Annotated in this window: 19 protein-coding genes; 6 read left to right on the top strand and 13 right to left on the bottom strand. The window is 71.1% G+C overall.

What is annotated here, in order from left to right; translation table 11 throughout:
* Positions 1-212: 212 nt before the first annotated feature.
* The 3 genes from SMIR_RS21110 to SMIR_RS21100 form a co-directional block, all read right to left on the bottom strand.
* Positions 213-1,262, bottom strand: coding sequence for a Zn-dependent alcohol dehydrogenase (locus tag SMIR_RS21110; RefSeq protein ID WP_168492786.1), 1,050 nt, complete (start codon positions 1,260-1,262; stop codon positions 213-215).
* A 10-nt stretch (positions 1,263-1,272) separates the two neighbouring features.
* Positions 1,273-2,418: an acyl-CoA dehydrogenase family protein gene (locus SMIR_RS21105; protein WP_168492788.1), complete on the bottom strand. Its 1,146-nt coding sequence runs from the start codon at positions 2,416-2,418 to the stop codon at positions 1,273-1,275.
* A gap of 78 nt (positions 2,419-2,496) precedes the next feature.
* Positions 2,497-3,411: an SDR family oxidoreductase gene (locus tag SMIR_RS21100; protein WP_168492789.1), complete on the bottom strand. Its 915-nt coding sequence runs from the start codon at positions 3,409-3,411 to the stop codon at positions 2,497-2,499.
* 99 nt (positions 3,412-3,510) lie between these two features.
* Between SMIR_RS21100 and SMIR_RS21095 the strand changes: the two genes are divergently transcribed.
* Positions 3,511-4,437: a cyclase family protein gene (locus tag SMIR_RS21095; RefSeq protein WP_212727241.1), complete on the top strand. Its 927-nt coding sequence runs from the start codon at positions 3,511-3,513 to the stop codon at positions 4,435-4,437.
* 427 nt (positions 4,438-4,864) lie between these two features.
* On the opposite strand, the gene SMIR_RS21090 is transcribed toward SMIR_RS21095, so the two are convergent.
* The 4 genes from SMIR_RS21090 to SMIR_RS21075 form a co-directional block, all read right to left on the bottom strand.
* Positions 4,865-5,347 (bottom strand): ATP-binding protein, encoded by a 483-nt coding sequence (locus tag SMIR_RS21090; RefSeq protein ID WP_248002973.1) that lies wholly within the window; start codon positions 5,345-5,347, stop codon positions 4,865-4,867.
* A 476-nt stretch (positions 5,348-5,823) separates the two neighbouring features.
* Entirely contained in the window at positions 5,824-6,753 is a 930-nt protein-coding gene (locus SMIR_RS21085; RefSeq protein WP_212727240.1) for an acyl-CoA dehydrogenase family protein, read from the bottom strand.
* A 9-nt stretch (positions 6,754-6,762) separates the two neighbouring features.
* Entirely contained in the window at positions 6,763-7,917 is a 1,155-nt protein-coding gene (locus SMIR_RS21080) for an acyl-CoA dehydrogenase (protein WP_168492795.1), read from the bottom strand.
* 7 nt (positions 7,918-7,924) lie between these two features.
* Positions 7,925-9,118 carry an amidohydrolase family protein gene (locus SMIR_RS21075; RefSeq protein WP_168492797.1) on the bottom strand — a complete coding sequence of 398 codons (1,194 nt, stop codon included), beginning with the start codon at positions 9,116-9,118 and terminating at the stop codon, positions 7,925-7,927.
* A gap of 160 nt (positions 9,119-9,278) precedes the next feature.
* Here SMIR_RS21075 and SMIR_RS21070 point away from each other — a divergent pair, with 160 nt between their 5' ends.
* Complete coding sequence (locus SMIR_RS21070; RefSeq protein ID WP_212727239.1) at positions 9,279-10,784, top strand: class I adenylate-forming enzyme family protein; 1,506 nt, start codon at positions 9,279-9,281, stop codon at positions 10,782-10,784.
* 45 nt (positions 10,785-10,829) lie between these two features.
* On the opposite strand, the gene SMIR_RS21065 is transcribed toward SMIR_RS21070, so the two are convergent.
* Positions 10,830-11,342 carry an EF-hand domain-containing protein gene (locus SMIR_RS21065; RefSeq protein ID WP_168492801.1) on the bottom strand — a complete coding sequence of 171 codons (513 nt, stop codon included), beginning with the start codon at positions 11,340-11,342 and terminating at the stop codon, positions 10,830-10,832.
* A gap of 155 nt (positions 11,343-11,497) precedes the next feature.
* Complete coding sequence (locus SMIR_RS21060; protein WP_168492803.1) at positions 11,498-11,881, bottom strand: STAS domain-containing protein; 384 nt, start codon at positions 11,879-11,881, stop codon at positions 11,498-11,500.
* 395 nt (positions 11,882-12,276) lie between these two features.
* On the opposite strand from SMIR_RS21060, the gene SMIR_RS21055 reads away from it, so the two are divergent.
* A complete protein-coding gene (locus SMIR_RS21055; RefSeq protein WP_168492805.1) occupies positions 12,277-12,858 on the top strand; it encodes a sigma-70 family RNA polymerase sigma factor in 582 nt (193 codons plus the stop codon).
* Positions 12,855-14,282, top strand: a complete 1,428-nt coding sequence (locus tag SMIR_RS21050) for a zf-HC2 domain-containing protein (RefSeq protein ID WP_248002974.1) — start codon at positions 12,855-12,857, stop codon at positions 14,280-14,282. The genes SMIR_RS21055 and SMIR_RS21050 overlap by 4 nt, the downstream gene beginning before the upstream one ends.
* A gap of 151 nt (positions 14,283-14,433) precedes the next feature.
* Here the strand turns inward: SMIR_RS21050 and purU are convergent, their stop codons facing one another.
* Together purU and SMIR_RS21040 are read right to left on the bottom strand one after the other, a co-directional pair.
* Complete coding sequence (gene purU, locus SMIR_RS21045) at positions 14,434-15,315, bottom strand: formyltetrahydrofolate deformylase (RefSeq protein WP_168492807.1); 882 nt, start codon at positions 15,313-15,315, stop codon at positions 14,434-14,436.
* Between the two features lie 142 nt (positions 15,316-15,457).
* Positions 15,458-15,904, bottom strand: coding sequence for an SCO4402 family protein (locus tag SMIR_RS21040; protein WP_101404420.1), 447 nt, complete (start codon positions 15,902-15,904; stop codon positions 15,458-15,460).
* 171 nt (positions 15,905-16,075) lie between these two features.
* On the opposite strand from SMIR_RS21040, the gene SMIR_RS21035 reads away from it, so the two are divergent.
* A complete protein-coding gene (locus tag SMIR_RS21035) occupies positions 16,076-17,404 on the top strand; it encodes an ABC transporter substrate-binding protein (protein WP_168492809.1) in 1,329 nt (442 codons plus the stop codon).
* A gap of 39 nt (positions 17,405-17,443) precedes the next feature.
* On the opposite strand, the gene SMIR_RS21030 is transcribed toward SMIR_RS21035, so the two are convergent.
* The gene (locus SMIR_RS21030; protein WP_212727238.1) at positions 17,444-19,207 is read right to left on the bottom strand and encodes a hypothetical protein; all 1,764 of its coding nucleotides are present in this window, start codon (positions 19,205-19,207) and stop codon (positions 17,444-17,446) included.
* Positions 19,208-19,432: 225 nt separating this feature from the next.
* A complete protein-coding gene (locus tag SMIR_RS21025) occupies positions 19,433-20,818 on the bottom strand; it encodes an NsdA family TPR-like regulatory protein (protein WP_168492813.1) in 1,386 nt (461 codons plus the stop codon).
* A gap of 298 nt (positions 20,819-21,116) precedes the next feature.
* Here SMIR_RS21025 and SMIR_RS21020 point away from each other — a divergent pair, with 298 nt between their 5' ends.
* Positions 21,117-21,779 (top strand): bifunctional DNA primase/polymerase, encoded by a 663-nt coding sequence (locus tag SMIR_RS21020; RefSeq protein WP_168492815.1) that lies wholly within the window; start codon positions 21,117-21,119, stop codon positions 21,777-21,779.
* The last annotated feature ends 82 nt before the right edge of the window (positions 21,780-21,861 follow it).

Genomic DNA, 21,861 nt, shown 5'->3' with positions numbered 1-21,861 from the left:
CCCCGCATCGCCCGAAGGGCTCGTCCTCAAACGCCGGACGGGCTGGAGGGCGCGGACCGGGGTCGGTGGGTGGACCAGGTGGGTGGGGCATCGGCCCTCGGCCTTGTCCTCGAGCGCCGGACAGGCTGAAAGATGCACGCCGGCGCTCTTGAGGGGCGCGGGGAACTGCGCGCCCAGCCTCCACCCGCCCGCAGACGAATTTACCGCCCCCCCTAGAACGTCAGCACCGCCCGCGCCACCCTCCCACCCTCCGCATCCTGCGCCGCCTTGTCGAAGTCCTCCACCGGGTAGGTCTGGGTGACCAGTTCGTCCAGGAGGAGGCGGCCTTCTCGGTACAGGTCGGCGTACAGGGCGATGTCACGCTGGGGGCGGGAGGACCCGTATCGGCAGCCCAGGATGGACTTGTCCAGGTACATGGACGAGACGAGGAAGGACGCCTCGGCCGTGGCCGGAGGTACGCCGAGGAGGACCGCCTGGCCGTGGCGGTCCAGCAGGTCGATGGCCTGGCGGATGAGTTCGACGCGGCCGACGCACTCGAAGGCGTGGTCGGCACCCGTGGGAAGGATGTCCTTCACGGCCTCCGTCGACGTCAGGAAGTGCGTGGCGCCGAAGCGCCGGGCCACGGCCTCCTTCGCCGGATTGGCGTCGACGGCGACGATCTTCAGTGCGCCCGCGATCCGCGCGCCCTGGAGAACGTTGAGTCCGATGCCGCCGGTGCCGATGACGAGGACGGTGTCCCCCCGGTCCACCCTCGCGCGGTTGAGGACCGCGCCCACTCCCGTCAGGACTCCGCATCCGATCAGCGCGGCGGACGCGAGGGGGATGTCCTTGGGGATGCGGACGACTTGGACGGCCTTCACCACCGTCCGTTCCGCGAACGCGGAGTTGGACGCGAACTGGTACAGCGGCCGCCCGCCCCGCGCGAACGGCTGCCGCGGCATCCCGATCGCCTTGCGGCACATCGTCGGCCGCCCCCGGTCGCACTCCGCGCACGCCCCGCAGTTGGCGAGCGTGGAGAGCGCGACATGGTCGCCGGGCCGGACATGGCCGACGCCCGCGCCCACCGCCTCGACGACCCCCGCGCCCTCATGTCCCAGGACCACGGGGACGGGGAAGGGGATCGTCCCGTCCACCACCGACAGGTCACTGTGGCAGAGGCCGGCCGCGGAGATCGCGACCTGCACCTCGCCGGGCCCCGGATCCCGTATCTCCAGGTCGTCCACGACCTGCGTCCGCTTGCCGTCGAAGATCACGCCTCGCATCGCGACTCCCTCAGCCCTTGGGTTCCCTCGGCAGGCCGAGCACGCGCTCGGCGATGATCGTGCGCTGGATCTCGTCCGAGCCGCCGTAGATGGTGTCGGCCCGGCTGAACAGGAACAGGTGCTGGGAGGAGTCGAGTTCGTACGGTGCCGAGGCCGACCAGTCCGCGGGACCGGTCGCGGCCTCCGCGCCCCGCACCCGTACCGCCAGTTCGCCGAGCCGCTGGTGCCAGCGGCCCCACAGCAGCTTGGCGACGCTGGGCGCGCCCGCGTCGCCCGAACCGCCCAGCGTCCGCAGCGCGTTCCAGCGCATCGTGCGCAGCTCCGCCCACTGGCGTACGAGTCGGTCCCGGATCACCGGGTCGGCCGCCGCGCCCGTGGCGACGGCCGTCTCGATCACCCGCCCCAACTCCTCCGCGAAGCCGATCTGCTGGGCCAGCGTCGAGACCCCTCGTTCGAAACCGAGGAGACTCATGGCCACCTGCCAGCCGTTGCCCGCACCGCCGACGACGTGTTCGGCGCGGGCCACCGCCCCGTCGAAGAAGACCTCGTTGAACTCGCTCGTGCCGGTGAGCTGGCGGATCGGGCGGACCTCGACGCGACCCGGCTGGTCCATCGGGACGAGAAGGAAGGACAGACCGTGGTGGCGGGCCGACCCCGGTTCCGTACGGGCGAGGACGAAGCACCAGTCCGCCTCGTGTGCGAGCGAGGTCCAGATCTTCTGGCCGGTGACGCGGTACGTGTCGCCGTCCCGTGCCGCGGCCGTACGGATCCCCGCCAGGTCCGAGCCCGCGCCCGGCTCGCTGTATCCCTGGCACCAGAGTTCCTCGCCGCGGGCGACCGGGGGCAGGAAGCGTGCCTTCTGTTCCGGGGTCCCGTGGGCGATGAGGGTGGGGGCGAGGAGCTTCTCTCCGATATGGCCGGAGCGGGCCGGGGCCCTGGAACGGGCGTACTCCTCGGCCCAGACGACCTGTTGGGTCAGGCTCGCCCGCCGGTTGCCGTATCCGTCCTCCGCCCAGCCAAGGCCGATCCAGCCACCCCGGCCCAGTTCCCGTTCCCAGTCCTGGCGGACGACCGGCTCACCGACCGGGTGGGCGGTCAGCCAGTCCCGTGCCGTGCGCCGGAAGGCCTCGTCCTCGGCGTCGAATCCGAACTCCATGTGTCCCCCTCGCCCGCGGGCCCAACAGAACAACGGCACCTCACGCGTTCAGCCGCACCTCACGCGTTCAGCCGCACCTCACGCGTTCGGCCGCGCCTTTTGCGCGGCCGCCCGCGCCATCGCCTCCACCTGTTCCAGCAGGGGCATGGGGTCCACGCCCACGGTCCCCGGCAGGAAGTCCGCGATCCGCTCGGGAGTCCAGGGGCCGCCGTCCGCGTATCCGGCGCGCAGCTCCCGCGGCTGTGCCCACACCGCGATCTTCGGGCCGGCGATCGTGTAGACCTGCCCGGTGATGCGTTCCTCGCGGGCACGGTCGGAGAGGAGGTAGACCACCAGCGCGGCCACGTCCTCCGGTTCGCCGATCTCCTTCAGCTCCATGGGGACATTGGCCGACATGCGGGTACGGGCGACCGGTGCCACCGCGTTCGCCGTCACCCCGTACTTGTGCAGGCCCAGTGCCGCGCTGCGGACCAGCGAGATGATCCCGCCCTTCGCCGCGCTGTAGTTGGCCTGCGCGACCGAGCCCTGGTGGTTGCCGCTGGTGAAGCCGATCAGCGTGCCCGCGCCCTGTTTGCGCATGACCGCCGAGGCCGCCCGGAAGACCGTGAACGTGCCCTTCAGGTGGGTGGCGACGACTGGGTCCCACTCCTCCTCGGACATGTTGAAGAGCATCCGTTCACGCAGGATGCCGGCCACGCACACCACTCCGTCGATGCGCCCGTACGAGGTCAGCGCCGCGTCGACGACCCGCTGGCCGCCGGCCATCGTGGAGATGTCGTCGGCCACCGCGACCGCTTCCCCGCCCGCCGCCTCGATCTCCTTGACCACGGCGTCGGCGATCGAACTGGTCGGCTCGGCGCCCTCGATGGACACCCCGTAGTCGTTGACGACGACCCGTGCGCCCTCGGCCGCCGCGGCGAGCGCGACGGCGCGGCCGATCCCGCGGCCCGCCCCCGTCACGGCGATGACCTTTCCTGCCAAGAAGTTCCCCACGTCCGGCCCCTTCCCGCAGTTTCTGACGGTCCGTTAGATTCGGTCTCCTCGGATTCTACGACCCGTCAGATACCCGGAGACAAGCCCCGCGGAGGACTCATGTCACTTCCGGTCGAGTTCCACGACATCGCCAAGCGCGTGAACAACTGGGGGCGTTGGGGCGCCGACGACGAGATCGGGACCCTGAACCTGATCACCGACGAGGTGGTACGAGAGGCCGTCGCCTGCGTCCGCACGGGGCGGCGTGTTCCGCTCGCGCTCCCTCTCCAGCAGGACGGGGTGCAGACCGGGATGATCCCTGGGCGGATCAATCCGCTGCACGTCATGGTGCAGATCAACCAGGAGATCTTCGGCCCGGGAACGGTCGCGTGCAGCGACGACGCCGTGACTCTGGGGCTCCAGGCGGCGACCCACTGGGACGCGCTCACCCATGTCTCGCACTCCGGGAAGCTCTACAACGGCCGCCCGGCCGGCACGATCACCCCGCACGGCGGCGCCGAGTTCAGCGGCATCGACAAGCCCCGGCACCTCGTCTCGCGGGGGGTCCTGCTCGACATCCCGCGCGCGCGGGGCGTCGACCGCCTCGACGGCGGTCACGCCGTGACCCCCGAAGACCTCGACGCGGCGGAGGAGTTGGCGGGCACGCGGGTGCGGTCCGGGGACATCGCGCTCGTACGGACCGGGCAGATCCAGGTCTACCTGGCCGGCGACAAGCACGCGTACGGGTATCCGTCGCCCGGGCTGTCGATCCGCACACCGGAGTGGTTCCACGCACGCGATGTCGCGGCCGTCGCGAACGACACTCTCACTTTTGAGATCTTCCCTCCCGAAATCGAGGACCTGTGGCTGCCCGTACATGCGCTCGACCTGGTCGAGATGGGGATGCTGCAGGGCCAGAACTGGAATCTCGAAGAGTTGTCCACAGCCTGTGGACAAGAGAATCGCTACGCCTTCCTGCTGTCCGCGATGCCGGAACCCTTCGTCGGCGGCACGGGCACCCCCGTGGCACCGGTGGCCATCCTCTGAGATGAGCCCCAAGGAGCCTTCGGGGAAAGGTCGGCCGGCGGCCGGGGAAAGGGTCGGCTGGCGGCGCGCCACTGCGCGCCCCGAGCACGGCATCGCGCGCCGCCAGTCGGTTCCGGCGTACCCGCCCTGCTCCCTCTGGCCCTGTAGGAGCCGACGCCGAATCGCGACCCGCACTCACCGAGGGCTCCCGTCACCGAAACCCTCGCCGTCCCCTCGCGGCGAATCGCTGAACACAAGCGTGATCAAACGGACACGCCACGTCAACACCCGTTCGGGGAATTATCACTTACGCGCCCTTTGCGACGGCGCGCACGGAAGCACATCCCGGCGCACTCGGCCCCGACCCGGGCCGTGGAAACGGAACGCGTGCACAAATGCACGAACCGTGCTCCCGCACCAGAGGTACGGGAGCGGGTGCGGACGCGGACTAGACCGCCTCGTACGCCTCGTACGCGAAGCCCTCGTAGGAGGAAGCCGCGTACGCGACCCCCGCCCGGGCACCCTGCGTACAGCGGTCGACCTCACACCAGATGCTCTTGCCGGCACCCTCGGGATTCCAGCCCCAGCGGTCCGCCAGACCGTCGACCAACTCCAGGCCGCGGCCGTTGGTCTCGTCGCCCTCGGCGTGCCGGGGCACCGGGGGGCGGGCGCTGGAGTCGGCCACCTCCAGGCGGACGGTCCCGATGGACTCACCGAGGACGCCCGGCAGGGACAGCCGCAGCACGGCCGGACAGCCGGTGTGCACCACGGCGTTGGTGACGAGTTCGGAGACGAGCAGGATCAGCGTCTCGGCGAGCGGCTCATCGACCCCTATCCCGGACCCGGCGAGCCGCGAACGGGCCCACCTCCGAGCTCGCCCCACCTCCGCGGGGTCGGGCCGGATCTCCAGCTGCACTTGAAGCACCTGCACCGCTCACACCATCCGAACCGGCGGACACATCGCCTCGCGCCTCACGAGGGCCACGATCGTGGCCATGACCTGCATGACCAGAACCAGGATCACGGAACGTGATTCCCTTGAGAGACAGCATGGTTGACGTACAGTCACCCCAACAAGCGCTTCGGGCATATTCCAGCGCGAAGGAGTACGCGTGCGGCATACTGTGCGACGCTCGCCACGGGGAGTCGAACAGGCAGTCGCGGGGGTCCGCACTGCCTTGCGAGCGGCGAGCATCGCCGGATCCGGCGCGGCCTCAAGGGCAACACCGGGATCGCTCGATCTCGGAACCACTCGCATCCCACACAAGGTACCCGAGCCCGCCGCCGACTCCAGGCCGTGACAAGTCACGCGTAGGACACAACCCGATATCAACGCTCCGTAATTCCGGTATGCCACGATCCGCGACATTCATCGCGCCCCTTTCCGGACCGTGCCTGTGCAGAGCCCTATCGGCCCACCGCGGACACCAGGTCGGCCGCCAACAGTTCCTCACTCTCCGTAACACCGCCCGTACGTTGGGTTCGCGTCCAAGCCCGCTTCAGAAACAGATGGACGTCGGACTCCCAGGTGAAGCCCATGCCGCCGTGCACCTGGAGGCAGTCGCGGGCGCCGCGCACGGCGGCCTCGTCGGCGAGCAGCCGGGCCGCCGCGATGTCCACGGGGTCGGCCGTGACGGCGGCGGCGTAGACCGCGGCGCGCGCCAGTTCCACCCGCACCAGCATCTGCGCGCACAGGTGCTTGATCGCCTGGAAGGCCCCGATCGGCTGCCCGAACTGCTCGCGGGCCCGGGCGTGTTGCACGGCCGTCTCGCAGGCGCGGGCGGCGGTGCCGAGCTGTTCGGCCGCCGTGAAGAGCGAAGTGAGGGGAGCCGTGGGGAGTGCGCCGGTGGAACCCACGGGGCGTACGCCGGTGAGACCGGCCCCGCCGGATACGGGTACCCGGTGCAGCGGCGTCAGTGGGTCCACCGGCCGCAGCGGCTCGGCGCCGGTCGCGTCCCCGCGTACGACGTCCGCCTCGGCCAGCCACTCCACCAGGCCGCCGCCGTCCACGGCCGTCACCACGGTCTCCCCGGTGGCGGCCCCGTCCACCACGCCCGCCGCGAGATGCGTGGCGATCAGCGGGCCGGGCAGCAGGACCCGCCCCGCCTCCTCGAAGACGAGCACCGCCTCCGGGAGGCCGAGCCCGACGCCGCCGTCCGCCTCGGGCAGGCGCAGCGCGAAGAACCCCGCCTCACCGAGCTCACGCCACAGGGCCCGGTCGAGCCTCGGCCCCTCGTCCACGGCGGCGCGCAGCCGTTCCCGGCCGAACCGCGCCGCGAGCAGCTCGCGCACGCCCGCCTTCAAGGCTCGCTGGTCGTCCGTGAGTTGGAAGTCCACGGGGAGTACTCACCGTCCCTTCGGCAGGCCCAGGATCCGCTCGGCCACGATGTTGTGCTGGATCTGCGAGGTGCCGGCCGCGATGGTGTACGACAGGGAGCTGAGCCGGTCGAGGGTCCACTCTCTGCCCAGGTCCAGTGCCTCGGGCCCGAGAACCTCGGCGGCGGCGTCGTACAGCTCCTGCCGCGCGTGTGAGTACCTCAGTTTGAAAACCGAACCGCCGACTCCCGGCACTCCCCCGTTCCTCTGTGCCTCGCTCACGTTCCACTGCGTGAGCCGCCACAGCGCGCGGAACTCGGCGTTGAGCCCGCCCAGCCGCCGCCGGAGTGCCGGATCGTCCCAGCGGCCGTTCTTGCGGGCCTCGCGCGCGACCTCCCCCAGCACCCGCCGGCAGGCCACGACCTCGCCCACGAAGGCGGTACCGCGCTCGTACGACAGGGTCACCATGGTCACGCGCCAGCCGTCGTTCTCGGCGCCGACCCGGTGTGAGACGGGCACCCGCACCTCGTCGAGGAAGACCTCCGCGAACTCGGTCGAGCCCGCGAGGGTGCGCAGCGGCCGGACGGTGATCCCGGGCGCGTCCATGGGCATCGCGAGCCACGAGATCCCGCGGTGCTTCGGGGCCGCCGGGTCGGTCCTGACCAGCAGCTCGCACCAGTCGGCGACCTCGGCGTGGGAGGTCCAGATCTTGGACCCGCTCACTACGTAGTCGTCGCCGTCCCGCCACGCGCGTGTGCGCAGCGCCGCGAGGTCCGAGCCGGCGTCCGGTTCGCTGAACCCCTGGCACCAGACCTCCTCGCCTCGCAGCACCGGCGGCAGCCAGCGCGCCCGCTGTGCGGGGGTCCCTTCGGAGGCGATGGTCGGCCCGGCGTGCAGCAGTCCGACGAAATTGGCCCCTACGTAGGGGGCGCCCGCCTTTTCCGTCTCCTCCAGGTAGATGAGGTGCTGGGTCGGCGTGGCACCCCGGCCCCCGGCGTCGACGGGCCAGTGCAGCCCCGCGTATCCGGCGTCGTACAGCATCCGCTGCCACCCGAGGTCGTACGCCCGCCGGCCGGGCCAGTCGTCCGGGGACGGTTTCGGGGGCAGCGCCGGGAGCACCCCGGCGAGCCACTCCCGCAGCCGGGCGCGGAACTCCTCCTCCTCGGGGGTGTACGTGAGGTCCATGGGCCCGCTACTTGTCGAGGTCCAGGTCGAGCATGCGGATGGCGTTGCCGCGCATCAGCTTGTAGATCGTCTCGTCGTCGAGGCCCTTCACATGGTCGAGGGCGACCTCCTTGGTGTGCGGGAAGGTCGAGTCGACGTGCGGGTAGTCGGTCTCGAAGGTCGCGTTGTCCCGTCCCACGACGTCCAGCGAGGCGACGCCGTGCTTGTCGCGGAAGAAGCAGCAGAAGATCTGCCGGTAGTAGTACGTCGAGGGCGGCTCCGGGATGAGGTCCCGGACGCCACCCCAGGCGCGGTGCTCCTGCCAGACGTCGTCTGCGCGCTCCAGGGCATACGGGATCCAGCCCATCTGCCCCTCGGAATAGGCGAGTTTGAGGCGCGGGAACTTCACCAGCACCCCGCTGAACAGGAAGTCCATCATCGAGGCCATCGCGTTGTTGAAGGACAGCGAGGCCTGCACGGCGGGCGGCGCGTCCGGGGAGGCGGCGGGCATCTGCGACGAGGAACCGATGTGCATGTTCACGACCGTCCCCGTCTCCTGGCAGACCGCGAGGAACGGGTCCCAGTAGCCGGAGTGGATGGAGGGCAGGCCGAGGTGGGTGGGGATCTCGGAGAACGTCACCGCCTTCACTCCGCGCGCGGCGTTGCGCCGGATCTCCGCGACCGCCAGTTCGATGTCCCACAGCGGGATGAGGCACAGCGGGATCAGCCGGCCGCCGCTGTCGCCGCACCACTCCTCGACCATCCAGTCGTTGTACGCGCGCACGCAGGCCAGGGCCACTTCCTTGTCGTGCGCCTCGGCGAAGGTCTGCCCGCAGAAGCGGGGGAAGGTCGGGAAACAGAGGCTTCCCTCGACGTGGTTGAGGTCCATGTCCTTGAGCCGCTCGACGGGGTCCCAGCAGCCGCGCCGCATCTCCGCGCGCGTGATGCCCTCCAGGGTCATCTCGTCGCGGTCGAAGCCGACGGCGGCGATGTTGCGCTTGTACGGGAACTTGAGGTCCTCGTAGATCCACCAGTCGGTGGGCGGGCCGTCCGGGTCCATGGTGATCTGGTACTTGCCGCCGACGTAGGCGAGTTCACCGATTCCGGCCGTGAGGGGCTTGGGTCCCCGGTCCTGGTACTTCTTCGGCAGCCAGGTCTCGAAGAGGTGCGCGGGCTCGATCACATGGTCGTCGACGCTGATGATGCGGGGCAGTTCGGTCATGGTTCCCCTCCGCCTGGCGTACATATCTGATGGGTCGTCAGATTTCCACTTCCCCAGCAGGCTAGCCCCGCACCCCTGGACCGACAAGGCGCCGAGCCCTACGCTCTGCCCACGATCTGACTGTCCGTCAGCTGCATCACGGTCACAGGGGGCCGCCGCCGTGAACGACATCGCCCACGCACTGAGCGCATCCCGCACCCTCTGGGAACTGGTCGCCCGCCGGGCCGACCTCACCCCCGACCGCCCGGTCCTCCTCCAGGGCGACCGCACCCTGAGCTTCGGCGAGTTGCGCGACCGCGCCGAGCGGGTGGCGGCGGGCCTGTACGACATGGGCGTACGCCCCGGCACGGTGGTCGCCTGGCAGCTGCCCACCCGTGTCGAGACCGCTCTGCTGTCCTTCGCCCTGGCCCGCCTCGGCTCCGTGCAGTCCCCGGTGATCCCCTTCTACCGCGACCGCGAGGTCGGCTTCGCGCTCAGGGAGTCCAAGGCCGAGTACTTCGCCGTGCCGGGCGAGTGGCGCGGGTTCGACCACACGGCGATGGCGCGGCGGCTCGGTGCGAAGGGTGTCTTCGAGGCGTACGACGTGCTGCCGGACGGCGATCCCGCCGTGCTGCCCGCGCCGCCCGCCGAGGGCACCTCGGTCCGCTGGATCTACTGGACCTCAGGGACGACGTCCGACCCCAAGGGGGTCCTCCACACGGACCGTTCGCTGATCGCGGGCGGGTCGTGCCTCGCCCACGCGCTGCGGCTGTCGGCCGCCGACGTGGGCTCGATGGCCTTCCCGTACGCGCACATCGCCGGGCCCGACTACACGGTGATGCTGCTGCTGTACGGCTTCCCCGCGGTGATGTTCGAGCACTTCGCGCTGCCGGCGGCGCTGGCGGAGTACCGGCGGCACGGGGTGACGGTGGCGGGCGGTTCGACGGCGTTCTACTCGATGTTCCTCGCCGAGCAGCGCAAGCGGCCGTCCGAGCCGGTCATCCCCACGCTACGACTGCTGGCGGGCGGGGGCGCGCCGAAGCCGCCCGAGGTGTACCACTCCGTCGTACGGGAGATGGGTGTGCAGCTCACCCACGGGTACGGGATGACCGAGGTCCCGATGATCACGATGGGGGCGCCGGACGACACGGCCGAGAACCTCGCGACGACGGAGGGCAGGCCGCCGGCGGGCATGGAGATACGGATCGTGGACGGCGAGGTACGGCTGCGCGGGGAAGCCGTCTGTCAGGGCTATCTGGACCCGGCGCAGACCTCCGAGGCCTTCGACGAGGACGGGTTCCTGATCACCGGTGACGTGGGCCGTCTGACGGAGAGCGGGCACCTCGTCCTCACCGGGCGACTGAAGGACGTCATCATCCGCAAGGGCGAGAACATCTCCGCGAAGGAGATCGAGGACCTGCTGCACCGGCACCCGGCCGTCGGCGACGTCGCGGTGATCGGCCTCCCGGACGCCGACCGCGGCGAGCGGGTCTGCGCCGTGGTCGAACAGCCCCCGGGCGCCGCCGAACTGACGCTCGCCGTCGTGGTCTCGTACCTGCGCGGGGAAGGACTCTCCGTCCACAAAATCCCCGAGCAGTTGGAGGTGGTGGACGCCCTCCCCCGCAACGAAACACTCCGGAAGGTACTCAAGTACAAGCTCAGGGAGCGGTTTTCGGGGGAGGGGTGAGGGTGGGGACCGGACGGCCAGTGGGAGTGCGGGTGCCGTAGGGGTCTACTCCGGAACCGTGAAGTAGCGGGCGAACGAGGTGACGACCTCCGTTTCGCCGATCCGGCCGTCGGCGTCCGTGTCGAGCGTGGCGGCCGCCACGGCCGCGACGCCGTCGGGCACGCCCAGGGCCCTGAGTACGCGGACGGCCTCCTCGACCGTGGCCGCGCCGTCCCCGTCCGTGTCCGCGACGGCGAGGGCCGCGTGCAGGAAGGGACGGGCGATCTCCCCGAAGCGGTCGGGGTTGTCCCGCAGCCGCTTCACGGCGCCGTTCACGAACTCTTCCCGGGTGATGCGCTGATCGCCGTCACGATCCGCTATCCCCGCCATGCCCTGCCAGAACGCCTCCGCGCCGACGTACAGGGCCTGACCCTTGTCCGACCGTGCCGGCGTACCGAACTCGGCGAGAACCGCCTTCGTCGCGGCGTTGAAGTCCTCCCGGTCGATGTAGCCGTTGCCGTCCTGGTCGAAGCCGGCGAAGCGGGCGGCAATCCTGCGCTCGTACTCGGTGCTGACCATGGTCTTCTCGGACCGCCTTACAACTCAGCCGGAATCTCAGCCGGACTGCGGTTTCATCTGGCACGGAGCGTACGACGCCCGGGCAACCCGGGGTGCGGGAAAACGACGGTTGTGCCAAGACCGAGGGAATTCCCGGACAACTGTGTGGCGCGGGTTCACGCCGACAGCGGGCTCGACTCCTCGTCGACGGCCGAGACGACGTCCGGATAGACGTCGAAGAGGCGGCGCACTCCGAGGGCCCCGAGAACACGGTTGACGTGAGAGACGTCCGACGCGCCCTGCGCCGGCAGGATCAGCCGCAGGCGCCCCTGGCAGGAGCGGACCAGGCGGCGGGTCGCGATGAGAACGCCGACGCCGCTGGAGTCGCAGAAGAGGACCTCGGAGAGGTCGAGGACCAGACTGCGGCGACCCTCCGCCACCGCCTCGTGCACCCGCCGGCGCAGCACCGGAGACGTCACGAGATCCATCTCGCCCGACACCCGGAGCACGGCCCACTCGCCCCACTCGCCCCACTCGTCGTCGGTCACCTTGAGCGTCACCGCAACGCCTCCCGCTCGCCTCGCCCGCCGAAAAACGGAAGCACTTCTTACGCTTCCTGTCAGCGCGGCTGCCCCACCGTCGTTCCATGAAACACCGGTACGCGATCGATGAAACGTCGGTCTACGGTCGAAAATGCTGGATGACCGAGCCGTTTCGGTCGTCTAGTGGTCACGTACGGTCTAGTTCGATCGAATCCAAGGGGGGAAGCGATGGGCTTCTACCATCCGCACCCCGCCCAGGGGCGCACATTGACGTAAAGGGGCGTGCGCTGTCGGACGTGCCGACTACATTCGAGACAGCGATGCACACAGGCTGGACGGGGACTCCGGCCGTCGACAGGTACGGACAGGGACGCAGGGACAGGCGCCGGGCAGGAGCAGAGTGAGGGGGCCGCATGGCGACGAAGGACGCACCGCCCCGCTGGGACCGCAAGATGCAGCAGCGGCTCGCACGCGGGGAGGCGGCGGCGCTCGGTGAGCTCTACGACCGGTTCGCCTCGCTCGTGCACGGCCTCGCACACCGCGTACTCGGCGACGAGCGGTCCGCCGACAACATCACCCGCGAGGTGTTCGCCCACGTCTGGCAGAGCCCCGAGTCGTACGACCCCAAACAGGGTCCCCTGCGTTCCTGGATCGCCACGCTGACCCACCGGCTCGCCGTGCAGCGGCTGCGCGCCACCGAGACCGCCGCGCTCGCCCTGGACGGCGGCAGCACCACCGAGGAGTTGGAACGCAAGGTGCGCAGCGCCTCCGTCGCCGCCCGCGCGGACTACATCGTCACGTCCATGCCGACCCCACTGCGGGCCGCCCTGGAGCTGGCGTACTTCCAGCGCCGCGACTACCGCCAGGCCGCCGCCGACCTCGGCGTCACCGAGGACGAGGCCCGCCGCCGGCTCCGTCTCGGCCTGCAACTGCTGTCCACCGCCCATGACGCCGGGCTCTCCGGCACGCCGCCCGAATACGGAGGTGCGCGGTGAGCGGAGGAACAGACCGGTTCGATCCCTTCGACGAGCCTTTCGACGAGCCTTTCGACAATCCTGTCGCCGAACACGAGGAGCACAAGGAGCACGAGGCGAAGGAGGCGAAGGAGCAGGGCGGTGAAGGGGACGGTGGGGACGGAAGCGGGGGTGCCGACGGGGACGGTGGCGGCGATGGGCCCACCGGTCCCGCCGGGCCCGCAGGGTCGGGGCAGCCACCGCGCATCCCCATGCCGCGTTCCTCCGTCGAGGACACCGGACTGCCGCTGCCGGAACCCGCGCCGCTCGTCCTGGAGCACCGGGTGCTGAAGTCGCTGCTGGGCGCGTGGGCGCTGGCCGCCTGCTCGGCGCAGGAGACGGCGGCGGTCGAGGAGCACCTCGGGGAGTGCGGTTCGTGCGCGGACGAGGCGCTGCGGCTGCGCGAGGCGGTCGGGCTGCTGCACCCGCCGGAGAGCCTCGATCTCGACCCGACGCTGCGCACCCGGGTCCTGGAGGGCTGTCTGGACCGGCGTCCGGCGCGTATCCCGGTGCCCGAGTGGGCGGCGCCCTACGACGCGGAGGCCGCGCGACTCGACGCGCTGTTGCAGGACATAGGAGACGCGGAGTGGCACGCGCCGGTGCGGTTGCGCTGGTTCGAGGGCGACGGGCCCGTGAGCCGGCGCACGACCGTGGCCGGGGTCATCGCGCATCTGCTCTCCGTGGACGGGCTGGTGGGGGTCGCGCTGGGCCTGGAGGACCCGCTCGGCGGAGCGACGGCCGGGAATACCGGGGCGAAGGGGGCGGCTGCGGGCGCCCCGACTCCTTCGCAGCGCACCGAGGCGTACTGGCGTGCCTCGCACTTCCCGCCCACCCGGGCCGTGCGCGCGCCCTGGCGGGAGCAGAGCCACCACCTCGTCCGTACGGTGTCGTTCGCGGGCGGAGGCTCCGGGCGGCTCGCCGTGTCGTACGGCGCTTTCGAACTGCCGCTCAGCGACTCGATGCTGGATCGCGCCTTCGAGTGCTGGGTGCACGCGGGGGACATCGCGGACGCCGTGGACTATCCGTACGAGCCGCCCGCGCCGCGTCATCTGCACCGGATGATCGACCTGGCGGCGCGGATGCTGCCCATGTCGCTCGCCGAGCGGCGGCGGGCGGGGCTGTCGGCTCCGGCGCCCCGCCGACTCGTCGCCGCCGGGGCGCCCGGGCGCAGTCTGCGTCTGGAGATCGAGGGCTCCGGTGGGGGCGAGTGGCTGATCCCGCTCGACTCCCCGGCAAGCGTCGCCTCCGCCGAGCACGAGGTCGCGCATGTCGCGCTGGACGGGGTGGAGTTCTGTCGGTTGGCCGCGGGGCACGTGTCGCCGGAGGAAGCGGCGGCGGGTCAGGTGGGCGACCGTGAGGCCATCAGGGACGTACTCTTCGCCGCCGCGTCCCTGAGCCGCATGTAGGCCGCCCCGTCTCCCTCGTCCTCGAACGCCGGACAGGCTGAGTGATGCGGGCCGGGGTGAGGCTTCCAGGGGTGCGGGGCTGTTTTCACTGTGCGGCTCCGCCGCGTGGGCGCGAGCAACCCCCGCCTATCCGCAGCCGAAGAACCCGGCCCTACGCGAACACCACCGTGCGGCGGCCGTTCAGGAGGATCCGGCGCTCGGCGTGCCACTTCACCGCGCGCGCCAGTGCCTGGCACTCCACGTCCCGCCCGATGGCGACCAGCCCGTCGGGCGTCACGTCGTGGCCGACGCGCTCGACCTCCTGCTCGATGATCGGCCCCTCGTCGAGGTCGGCGGTGACGTAGTGCGCCGTCGCGCCGATCAGCTTCACACCGCGCGCATGCGCCTGGTGGTACGGCTTCGCGCCCTTGAAGCTCGGCAGGAAGGAGTGGTGGATGTTGATGATCCGGCCGCTGAGCTGCTTGCACAGGTCGTCCGAGAGCACCTGCATGTAGCGGGCCAGCACGACCAGTTCGACCCCTTCGGAGCGGACCAGTTCGAGCAGCTGCGCCTCGGCCTGCGCCTTGGTGTCCTTCGTCACCGGAATGTGGTGGAAGGGGACGTCGTACGAGGCCACGAGCTCGGCGAAGTCCGTGTGGTTGGAGACCACGGCCGCGATGTCGACGCGCAGCGCGCCGGTCCGCGCGCGGAAGAGCAGGTCGTTCAGACAGTGGCCGAACTTGCTGACCATCAGCACGACCCGCATCTTGTCCTCGGCCCGGTTGAGCTGCCAGTCCATGCGGAAGGAATCACCGATCGCCGCGAAGCTCGCGCGCAGTTTGTCCACGGTCACCGGCGCCTCCGCCGAGAAGTGGACACGCATGAAGAACAGTCCCGTGTCGTGATCGCCGAACTGCTGGCTGTCCTCGATGTTGCAGCCGGTCATGAAGAGGTAGCTCGACACGGCGTGCACGATTCCCTGCTTGTCCGGGCAGGAGAGGGTCAGGACATATTGTTCGGCGGGCGCGGCGGCGCGGGTGGACTGATCATTCATGCAGGACAGGGTCCCATACGAGGCACCGCGCCGGACGAACCGTCCCGCCACGCGGACGCCCACGGCATCCGGGCGCACGGCCCTCCCAGGTGGCAGGACCCTTCAGGTCCCGACCCTCGGGTCGCGGCCCTCGGCCCGGCCGCTACGCCGACCGCGTCAGGATCCGCAGGATCTCCAGCGTCCGCGGTGGAGTGTCCGGATCCTCGCCGTCGCTCACCGCGAGGCGTACGTGCGCGTCGCGCGCCGCCCGCAGTGCCTCCGGCCACGCCTGGTGGTCGAGGTAGGCGGAGACGGGTGCGTCGGGCCCGACCTGGTGCATGATCCGCAGGACGCGGAGCACGGCGGTGTCGACGAGGGCCGCCTCCTGGGAGTCCCGGAAGATCGTGCCGACGTACTTCTCGGCGGACCAGTTGTCCAGCCAGGTGTCCTCGACCAGGCGGTACACGGCGTCGGTGACGTCTCCGTACCCGTCGATCCCGGCGAGCCAGACATCGCGTTGGAAGGTGGGGTCGGAGAGCATGTGCAGCGCGGAACGCACATTGCTGCGCCAGCGCCACCAGGGCATGTCGTTCAGTGGCATGCCGCCCATGGTGGAGGAGCGACGGCCGCGACGGGAAGAGTTCTCCGAACCTTGCACAGTCGACGATCGTACGTTCTCCGCGAAAATGCGATCATCGCCCCCCGCAATTCACCTCTACGTCACCTCACGTTGACCGCCGGTCACACGCGGGTTAGTGATGTGACGGAATCGTGCGTGTCCATGACCGGTAGGCGACGCACGAGCACCACCCCACCCGTCCGCCCCCAGCGGACCGGGACCAGAGTCTCGACGAAGGTCAGGACCAGAGTGCTGTTGGCGGGCGCGGTGGTGGCGTGTGCGTCGATCGCTGTCGGGTGCGGGGTCGTCCCCGGTATCACGGGGGGCTCCGGGGACGACCCGATCACCGTCATGACCTGGGCGCCGCAGGACACCCCCGCGACCAACAAGCCCGGCATGCCCGCCATGGCCGAGGCCTACGCGCGCTGGATCAACGCGAACGGCGGCATCAACGGCCACAAGCTCAAGGTCCTGACCTGCAACGACCACAACGACACCGTGTACGCGGCGAAGTGCGCCCGGCGCGCGGCCGACGAGAACGTGGTCGCGGTCGTCGGGTCCTACAGCCAGCACGGCCGTTCCTTCCTGGCCCCGCTGGAGGCCGCCGGCATCCCGTACATCGGCGGCTACGGCGTCACCGACGACGAGTTCTCGAGCCCGCTCTCCTATCCGATCAACGGCGGCGAGCCCGCCCTGCTGGCCGGTCTCGGGGAGCAGCTGGGCAAGAAGTGCGGCCCGGTGGCGCTCGTGCGCCCCGACACCGTCGCGGGCGACCAGCTCCCGGTGCTGCTCAACGCCGGTCTGAAGGCGGAGGGCCACACGCCCACCGCCGACCAGCGGGCCGCCGAGGACGCGACCGAGTACTCGGAGCAGACGAAGTTCGCGCTCGGCCGCGCGAGCTCGGACCCGCTGAAGCAGGGCTGCGTGGTGTCCGCGCTCGGGGACCGTACGGAGACCTTCATGGACTCGTTCCGGCGCGACCGCCAGGAATATCCGAAGGTGGGTACGGGCACGGTGCTGGGCAGCCTCGACCAGTCCCTGATCGACTCCACCGGCGGCCAGTCGAGCCCGTACGAGGGCGCGCACGTCACCGGCTGGTACCCGGTGGCGAGCGACGCGCGCTGGGACCCGATGCGCAAGGTGATCAAGGAGGAGGCCTTCGGCGACAACCGGATCGACCCCGCGGACGCCGGCGTGCAGACCACCTGGATCGCGTACAACGTGCTCAAGTCGGTCGTCGAGTCACTCGGCGACAGCCAGGTGACCTCGCTCGCGATCCGGCACGCCCTCGACAACGGCCTCAAGGTGACCACCGGCCGGCTCACCCCGACCCTCAGCTGGCGCTACGAGGACCTGATCGCGGCCGTCGACTTCCCGCGCCTGGTCAACGCCCACGTCACCTTCCAGGTCGTACGCAAGGGTCAGCTGGCCTCGGAGCGCAACGGATTCATCGACGTGTCGAAGACTCTGGAGAACGCGGACTCGAACTGAGACCCGGGCCCGGTCCGGGCGGTCACTCGGACCGGGCGGTCACAGTTGGGTCGTCGTGCGCCGCGTCAGTCCGTACGTCGAGGCGATCGAGTTCCACAGCCTGGCGGCCTTCGCCTTCTGCGCGCTCGCGGTGCCGCTGGCCTGGGTGGCCGCCGCGGTCTGGCCGGTGGTGCGGGCGTGGCCCTTCTTGCAGCCCTTCTTGCCCTTGACCTGGTCGGCCCAGGCCGCGTAGTGGTTGTCGGCCGACGCGGAGGCCTGCCAGGCGCTGTTCAGCGCGGCGGTCAGCTCGGCGTTGTTCGGGAGCTTGTCGACCGAGAGGCCGGAGAGCCTGGTCACCAGTCCGGACCGCTGCTTGGCCGCGTCGCGCAGGTCACTGGCCGCCTGGTCCAGGTTGTTGCACGCCTTCACGTTCTCCACGGCGTTGATCACCGAGTCGCGGCTGTTGTTGCTGTCCGCGAGGAGCTTGTCCAACGCGACGGCCTGCGCCTTGGCCGGGTCGGCCGCCGACGACGAGCCGTCCGTGGCCCCGGCTGTCGCCGACACGTTCTTGCTGCTGTCGTTCTTGCCGCTGTCACTGCCTCCGCCGCCGCTGAGCATGGCGCCGGCCCCGATACCGAGCACGACGATGCCGATACCGACGGCCGCGATCAACGGGACGCGCGAGCGGCTGCGTCCACCGCGGCCACCGCCGCCGCCGTCGTCGGCCGCGCCGCGCCGGGTGGCGGCCCGCCCGCCCGGCGTTCCGGGCATCCCCGGGGCCTGCGCGGCATACGGGGCGTGCGGAGTCTGCGGGGCGTGCGGTGCGGGGGCCTCGAACCGCGGCAGCTGCTGCGTGGACGCGGGCCCCTCCGACGCACTCGGCACGCCGGGCGCGCTGCGGAACAGGTTGTCGAACTCCGCGGGCGGCTGCCGGTCCTCCGGGCCGCCCGGACGTATCCCGTACGGCGCCGCGCCCGGCTCCGCGGGCACGGGGGCGATGTACTGCGTGGCCTCGGCGTCGGGGTGCGCGGCCGGGGGCAGCGGTCCCGAAGGCACCTCGGGCGGCAGCGCACCCGGGCCCACCGGCGGGATGTACTGCGTGGCCCCCTCGTCGGGCGTGGCGGGGACGGGCGGCAGGAACTGGGTCGCGCCCTCGGGGGCGGCCGGAACCGGCGGGATGTACTGCGTGGCGCCCTCGTCGACGGCGGGCGGCAGCGCCCCGGGAACAGCGGGCGGCAGCGCGGCAGCGTGCGCGCCCTGGGGCTGCTGCTGGGGTGCGGCACCACCCTGGTGGCCGCCGTACGCCGGATCCTGTTGGCCGCCGTAGGAGGAAGTCTCCTGACCGCCGTACGACGGCGGCTGCTGGTCCCCGTACGGCCCCTGGTCCCCGTACGACGGCTGCTGGGTGCCCTCGGCCGGCAGCGGGCCTGCGCCGGGTGCCTGCTGGGCCGGGAAGCCCTGCTGCTGGGCCGGGGCGGCGCCCCAGCCCTGCGCCGGTTCCGCGGGCGCGGCCCAGGTCTGGGTGGACGGGTCGTGACCGCCCCAGTCCGGGGCGGGGGCGTTGGACGGGGCCGGCTCGGAGCCGCCCCAGGTCTGGGTGCCGTTCACGGGCGCCCCCCAGCCCTCGGCCGGCTGCGGGGCCGGTGCCGCCGACGGGTCCGGTCCCCACGGCTGGTCCCAGGTCTGACCGCCCGCCGGGACCGCCGGAACGGCCCGGTCGCCCGTCATGCCCGGCAACAGCGGCTCGCCGCCGTCGGAGGGCAGCACGATGCCTTCGCGCGCCGTGCGCGCCGAGGGCTGCTCGCCCTGTCCACTCTGCGTCACCGGGACTCCTACTAATGGGGGACCTTCGGAATCGTCGGCTCACGCTACCGGGTCCCCACGCGCCCGTGCCACGCAGCACAGGGCGTTACCCCCGCCCGCTGTGACCGGGGTAACGAATACGCCCCACCGTGCGCTGTATCTGACTCCTTCCACTCCAGGCGCCTTCGTTTGCCCGGCGTTCACGCCCGTGCACACCGCGTGTTCACCGGCGCACACACGATCCGCTCACGCCGCCGCCTGCAACTCCAGCCGCGCCCCGAACTCCCGTACCACCGGCTCGTCCCGGTACGGCTCCAGACGCTGCTGGAAGTCGTCCAGGTACTCGGCGCCGCGGTTGGAGCGGAGCGTGCCGAGAAGTTCGACCGCGCGCAGACCTGTGTGGCACGCCTGTTCCACCTCGCGCTGCTGGACCTGCGCGGTGGCCAGCAGGACGTAGCCGATGGCCCGGCGGCGGGCCCTCGACTCCGGGTGCCCGGCGAGGGACTCCTCGGCGCAGCGCGCGGCGGCCTCCGCCTGACCCAGGTCACGGTGGCAGTGCGCCAACTCGTCGGCGAGATAGGCCTCGTCGAAGTGCGCGATCCACGTCGGGTCGTCCCCGGAGGCCGCGTCGGCGCCCTCCAACGCGGAGATCGCACGCCCGGACGCCACCTGGGCGGCGCGCGCGTCGCCCATCAGGGCGTGCCCGCGCGCCTCCGCGGCGTGGAACATCGACTCCGCGCGCGGTGTCACCCGCCCCCGCGCCCCCTCCTGCGCCGCGCGCGCCAACTGCGCGATCTCACGCGGGTTGCCGAGCTGCGCCGCCAGGTGGCTCATGGACGCGGCCAGGACGTACCCGCCGTATCCCCGGTCCCCGGCCGCCTGGGCGAGCCGCAGCGCCTGGATGTAGTACCGCTGGGCGAGGCCCGGTTGACCGGTGTCGATGGCCATGTAGCCCGCGAGTTCCGTCAACCGCGAGACCGCCGAGAAGAGTTCCCGTCCGACGCCCTCCCGGTACGAACCCGCGAGCAGCCCGGAGACCACGCTGTTCAGGTAGTGCACGACGACCGGGCGTACATGCCCGCTGCCGTACTGGTGGTCCAGGTCCGTGAGCGCCTGGGTCATCGCGCGGACCGCCGCCACGTCCGAGAGCCCGACGCGCGGGCCCGCCGCACGCGCCACCTGCGAGTCCGGCGCGGAGATCAGCCAGTCGCGGCTCGGCTCGACGAGCGCGGAGGCGGCGACGGACGAGCCGGACAGGAAGTCCCTGCGTCCGACGTCACTGCGCCACAGCTCACAGACCTGCTCGATGGCGCCGAGGACGGTCGGCGAGAACTGCAACCCCACGCCGGACGCGAGGTTCTTGCCGTTGGCCATGCCGATCTCGTCGATCGTGACCGTACGGCCCAGCTTGCGGCCGAGCGCCTCGGCGATGATCGCGGGAGCGCGTCCCCTCGGCTGCTGACCGCGCAGCCAGCGCGCCACCGACGTCTTGTCGTAGCGCAGATCGAGGCCGTGTTCGGCGCCGCACATGTTGACCCGGCGGGCCAGGCCGGCGTTGGAACAGCCCGCTTCCTGGATGAGCGCCTGCAGCCGTTCGTTCGGCTGCCTGGCGACGAGAGGCCTTGCGGCCATGGCGTACCCCCTGTGGCTGCGGTGCCTGCCCACGCACCGAGTTGACGTGTCCTCATCGGCCAACCGCAGCGAAGGAAGTCGGCCATGAAGATCAATGCCCCGCCGACATACCGAAGATGCGAGACATGTGAGGATTGCCGGAGTAAAGGCGACTGCCCCGACCCCACCCCTGGTTACCCACCGCCCGCTGCCGTTCCCCCTGCGCGCCCCCGCCCGTGCATCCATGCGCCCCACACGCGGGAACGATGCCCCTCCCCCGCGCACGGGCCCCCCGTAACCCCCTGTGGCAGCTAGAGTTGTGTTCATCGTGGAAGAGACCATCGCGGGGCCCGAGGCCGTCCAAATCCCGAAGCAGCGTGGCGAATCATTGCTTGACACCGCCGTGCGATATGCCGAAGAGCGCCATTGGGACGTGTTCCCGGGCACGTGGCTGGAGGCCGTCGACGGGATGCAACGCTGCTCCTGCGGCGAGGCCACCTGCCCCACGCCGGGCGCACACGCGGCGCGCGAGGACTGGGCGACGCAGGCGACGGGCAGTGCGACCGTCGCGCGCCGGATGTGGTCGAAGCAGCCGAACGCGTCGATCCTGCTACCCACCGGGCGTACGTTCGACGCGATCGATGTGCCGGAGACGGCCGGATTCCTCGCGCTCGCCCGCATGGAGCGGATGGAACTGACGCTGGGGCCGGTGACGTGCACGCCGGACCGGCGCATGCACTTCTTCGTCCTTCCCGGCGCGGCGACGAAGGTCCCCGACCTGGTACGCCGACTGGGCTGGCCGCCCGCCTCCCTCGATCTGGTCACCCTGGGCGAAGGCTCGTACGTGGCGGCTCCGCCCACCCGGTTCGGTTCGCGGGGTGCGGTGCAGTGGGCCTGCCGGCCGACGCCGGCGAACCGGTGGCTGCCGGACGCGGAGGAATTGATCTCGCCGCTCGCCTATGCGTGCGGCCGGGATCGATGACCGTGGTTCGGCGCCGTTCTCGACCGCAGGTTCGTCGTGGCTGGTCGCGCAGTTCCTCGCGCCCCTGAAACCTTGCCCCTTA

This window comes from Streptomyces mirabilis, assembly GCF_018310535.1.
Lineage (GTDB): Bacteria > Actinomycetota > Actinomycetes > Streptomycetales > Streptomycetaceae > Streptomyces.
Note: the sequence above shows the minus strand (reverse complement) of the source record. Positions and strands in the feature narration are given on the sequence as shown.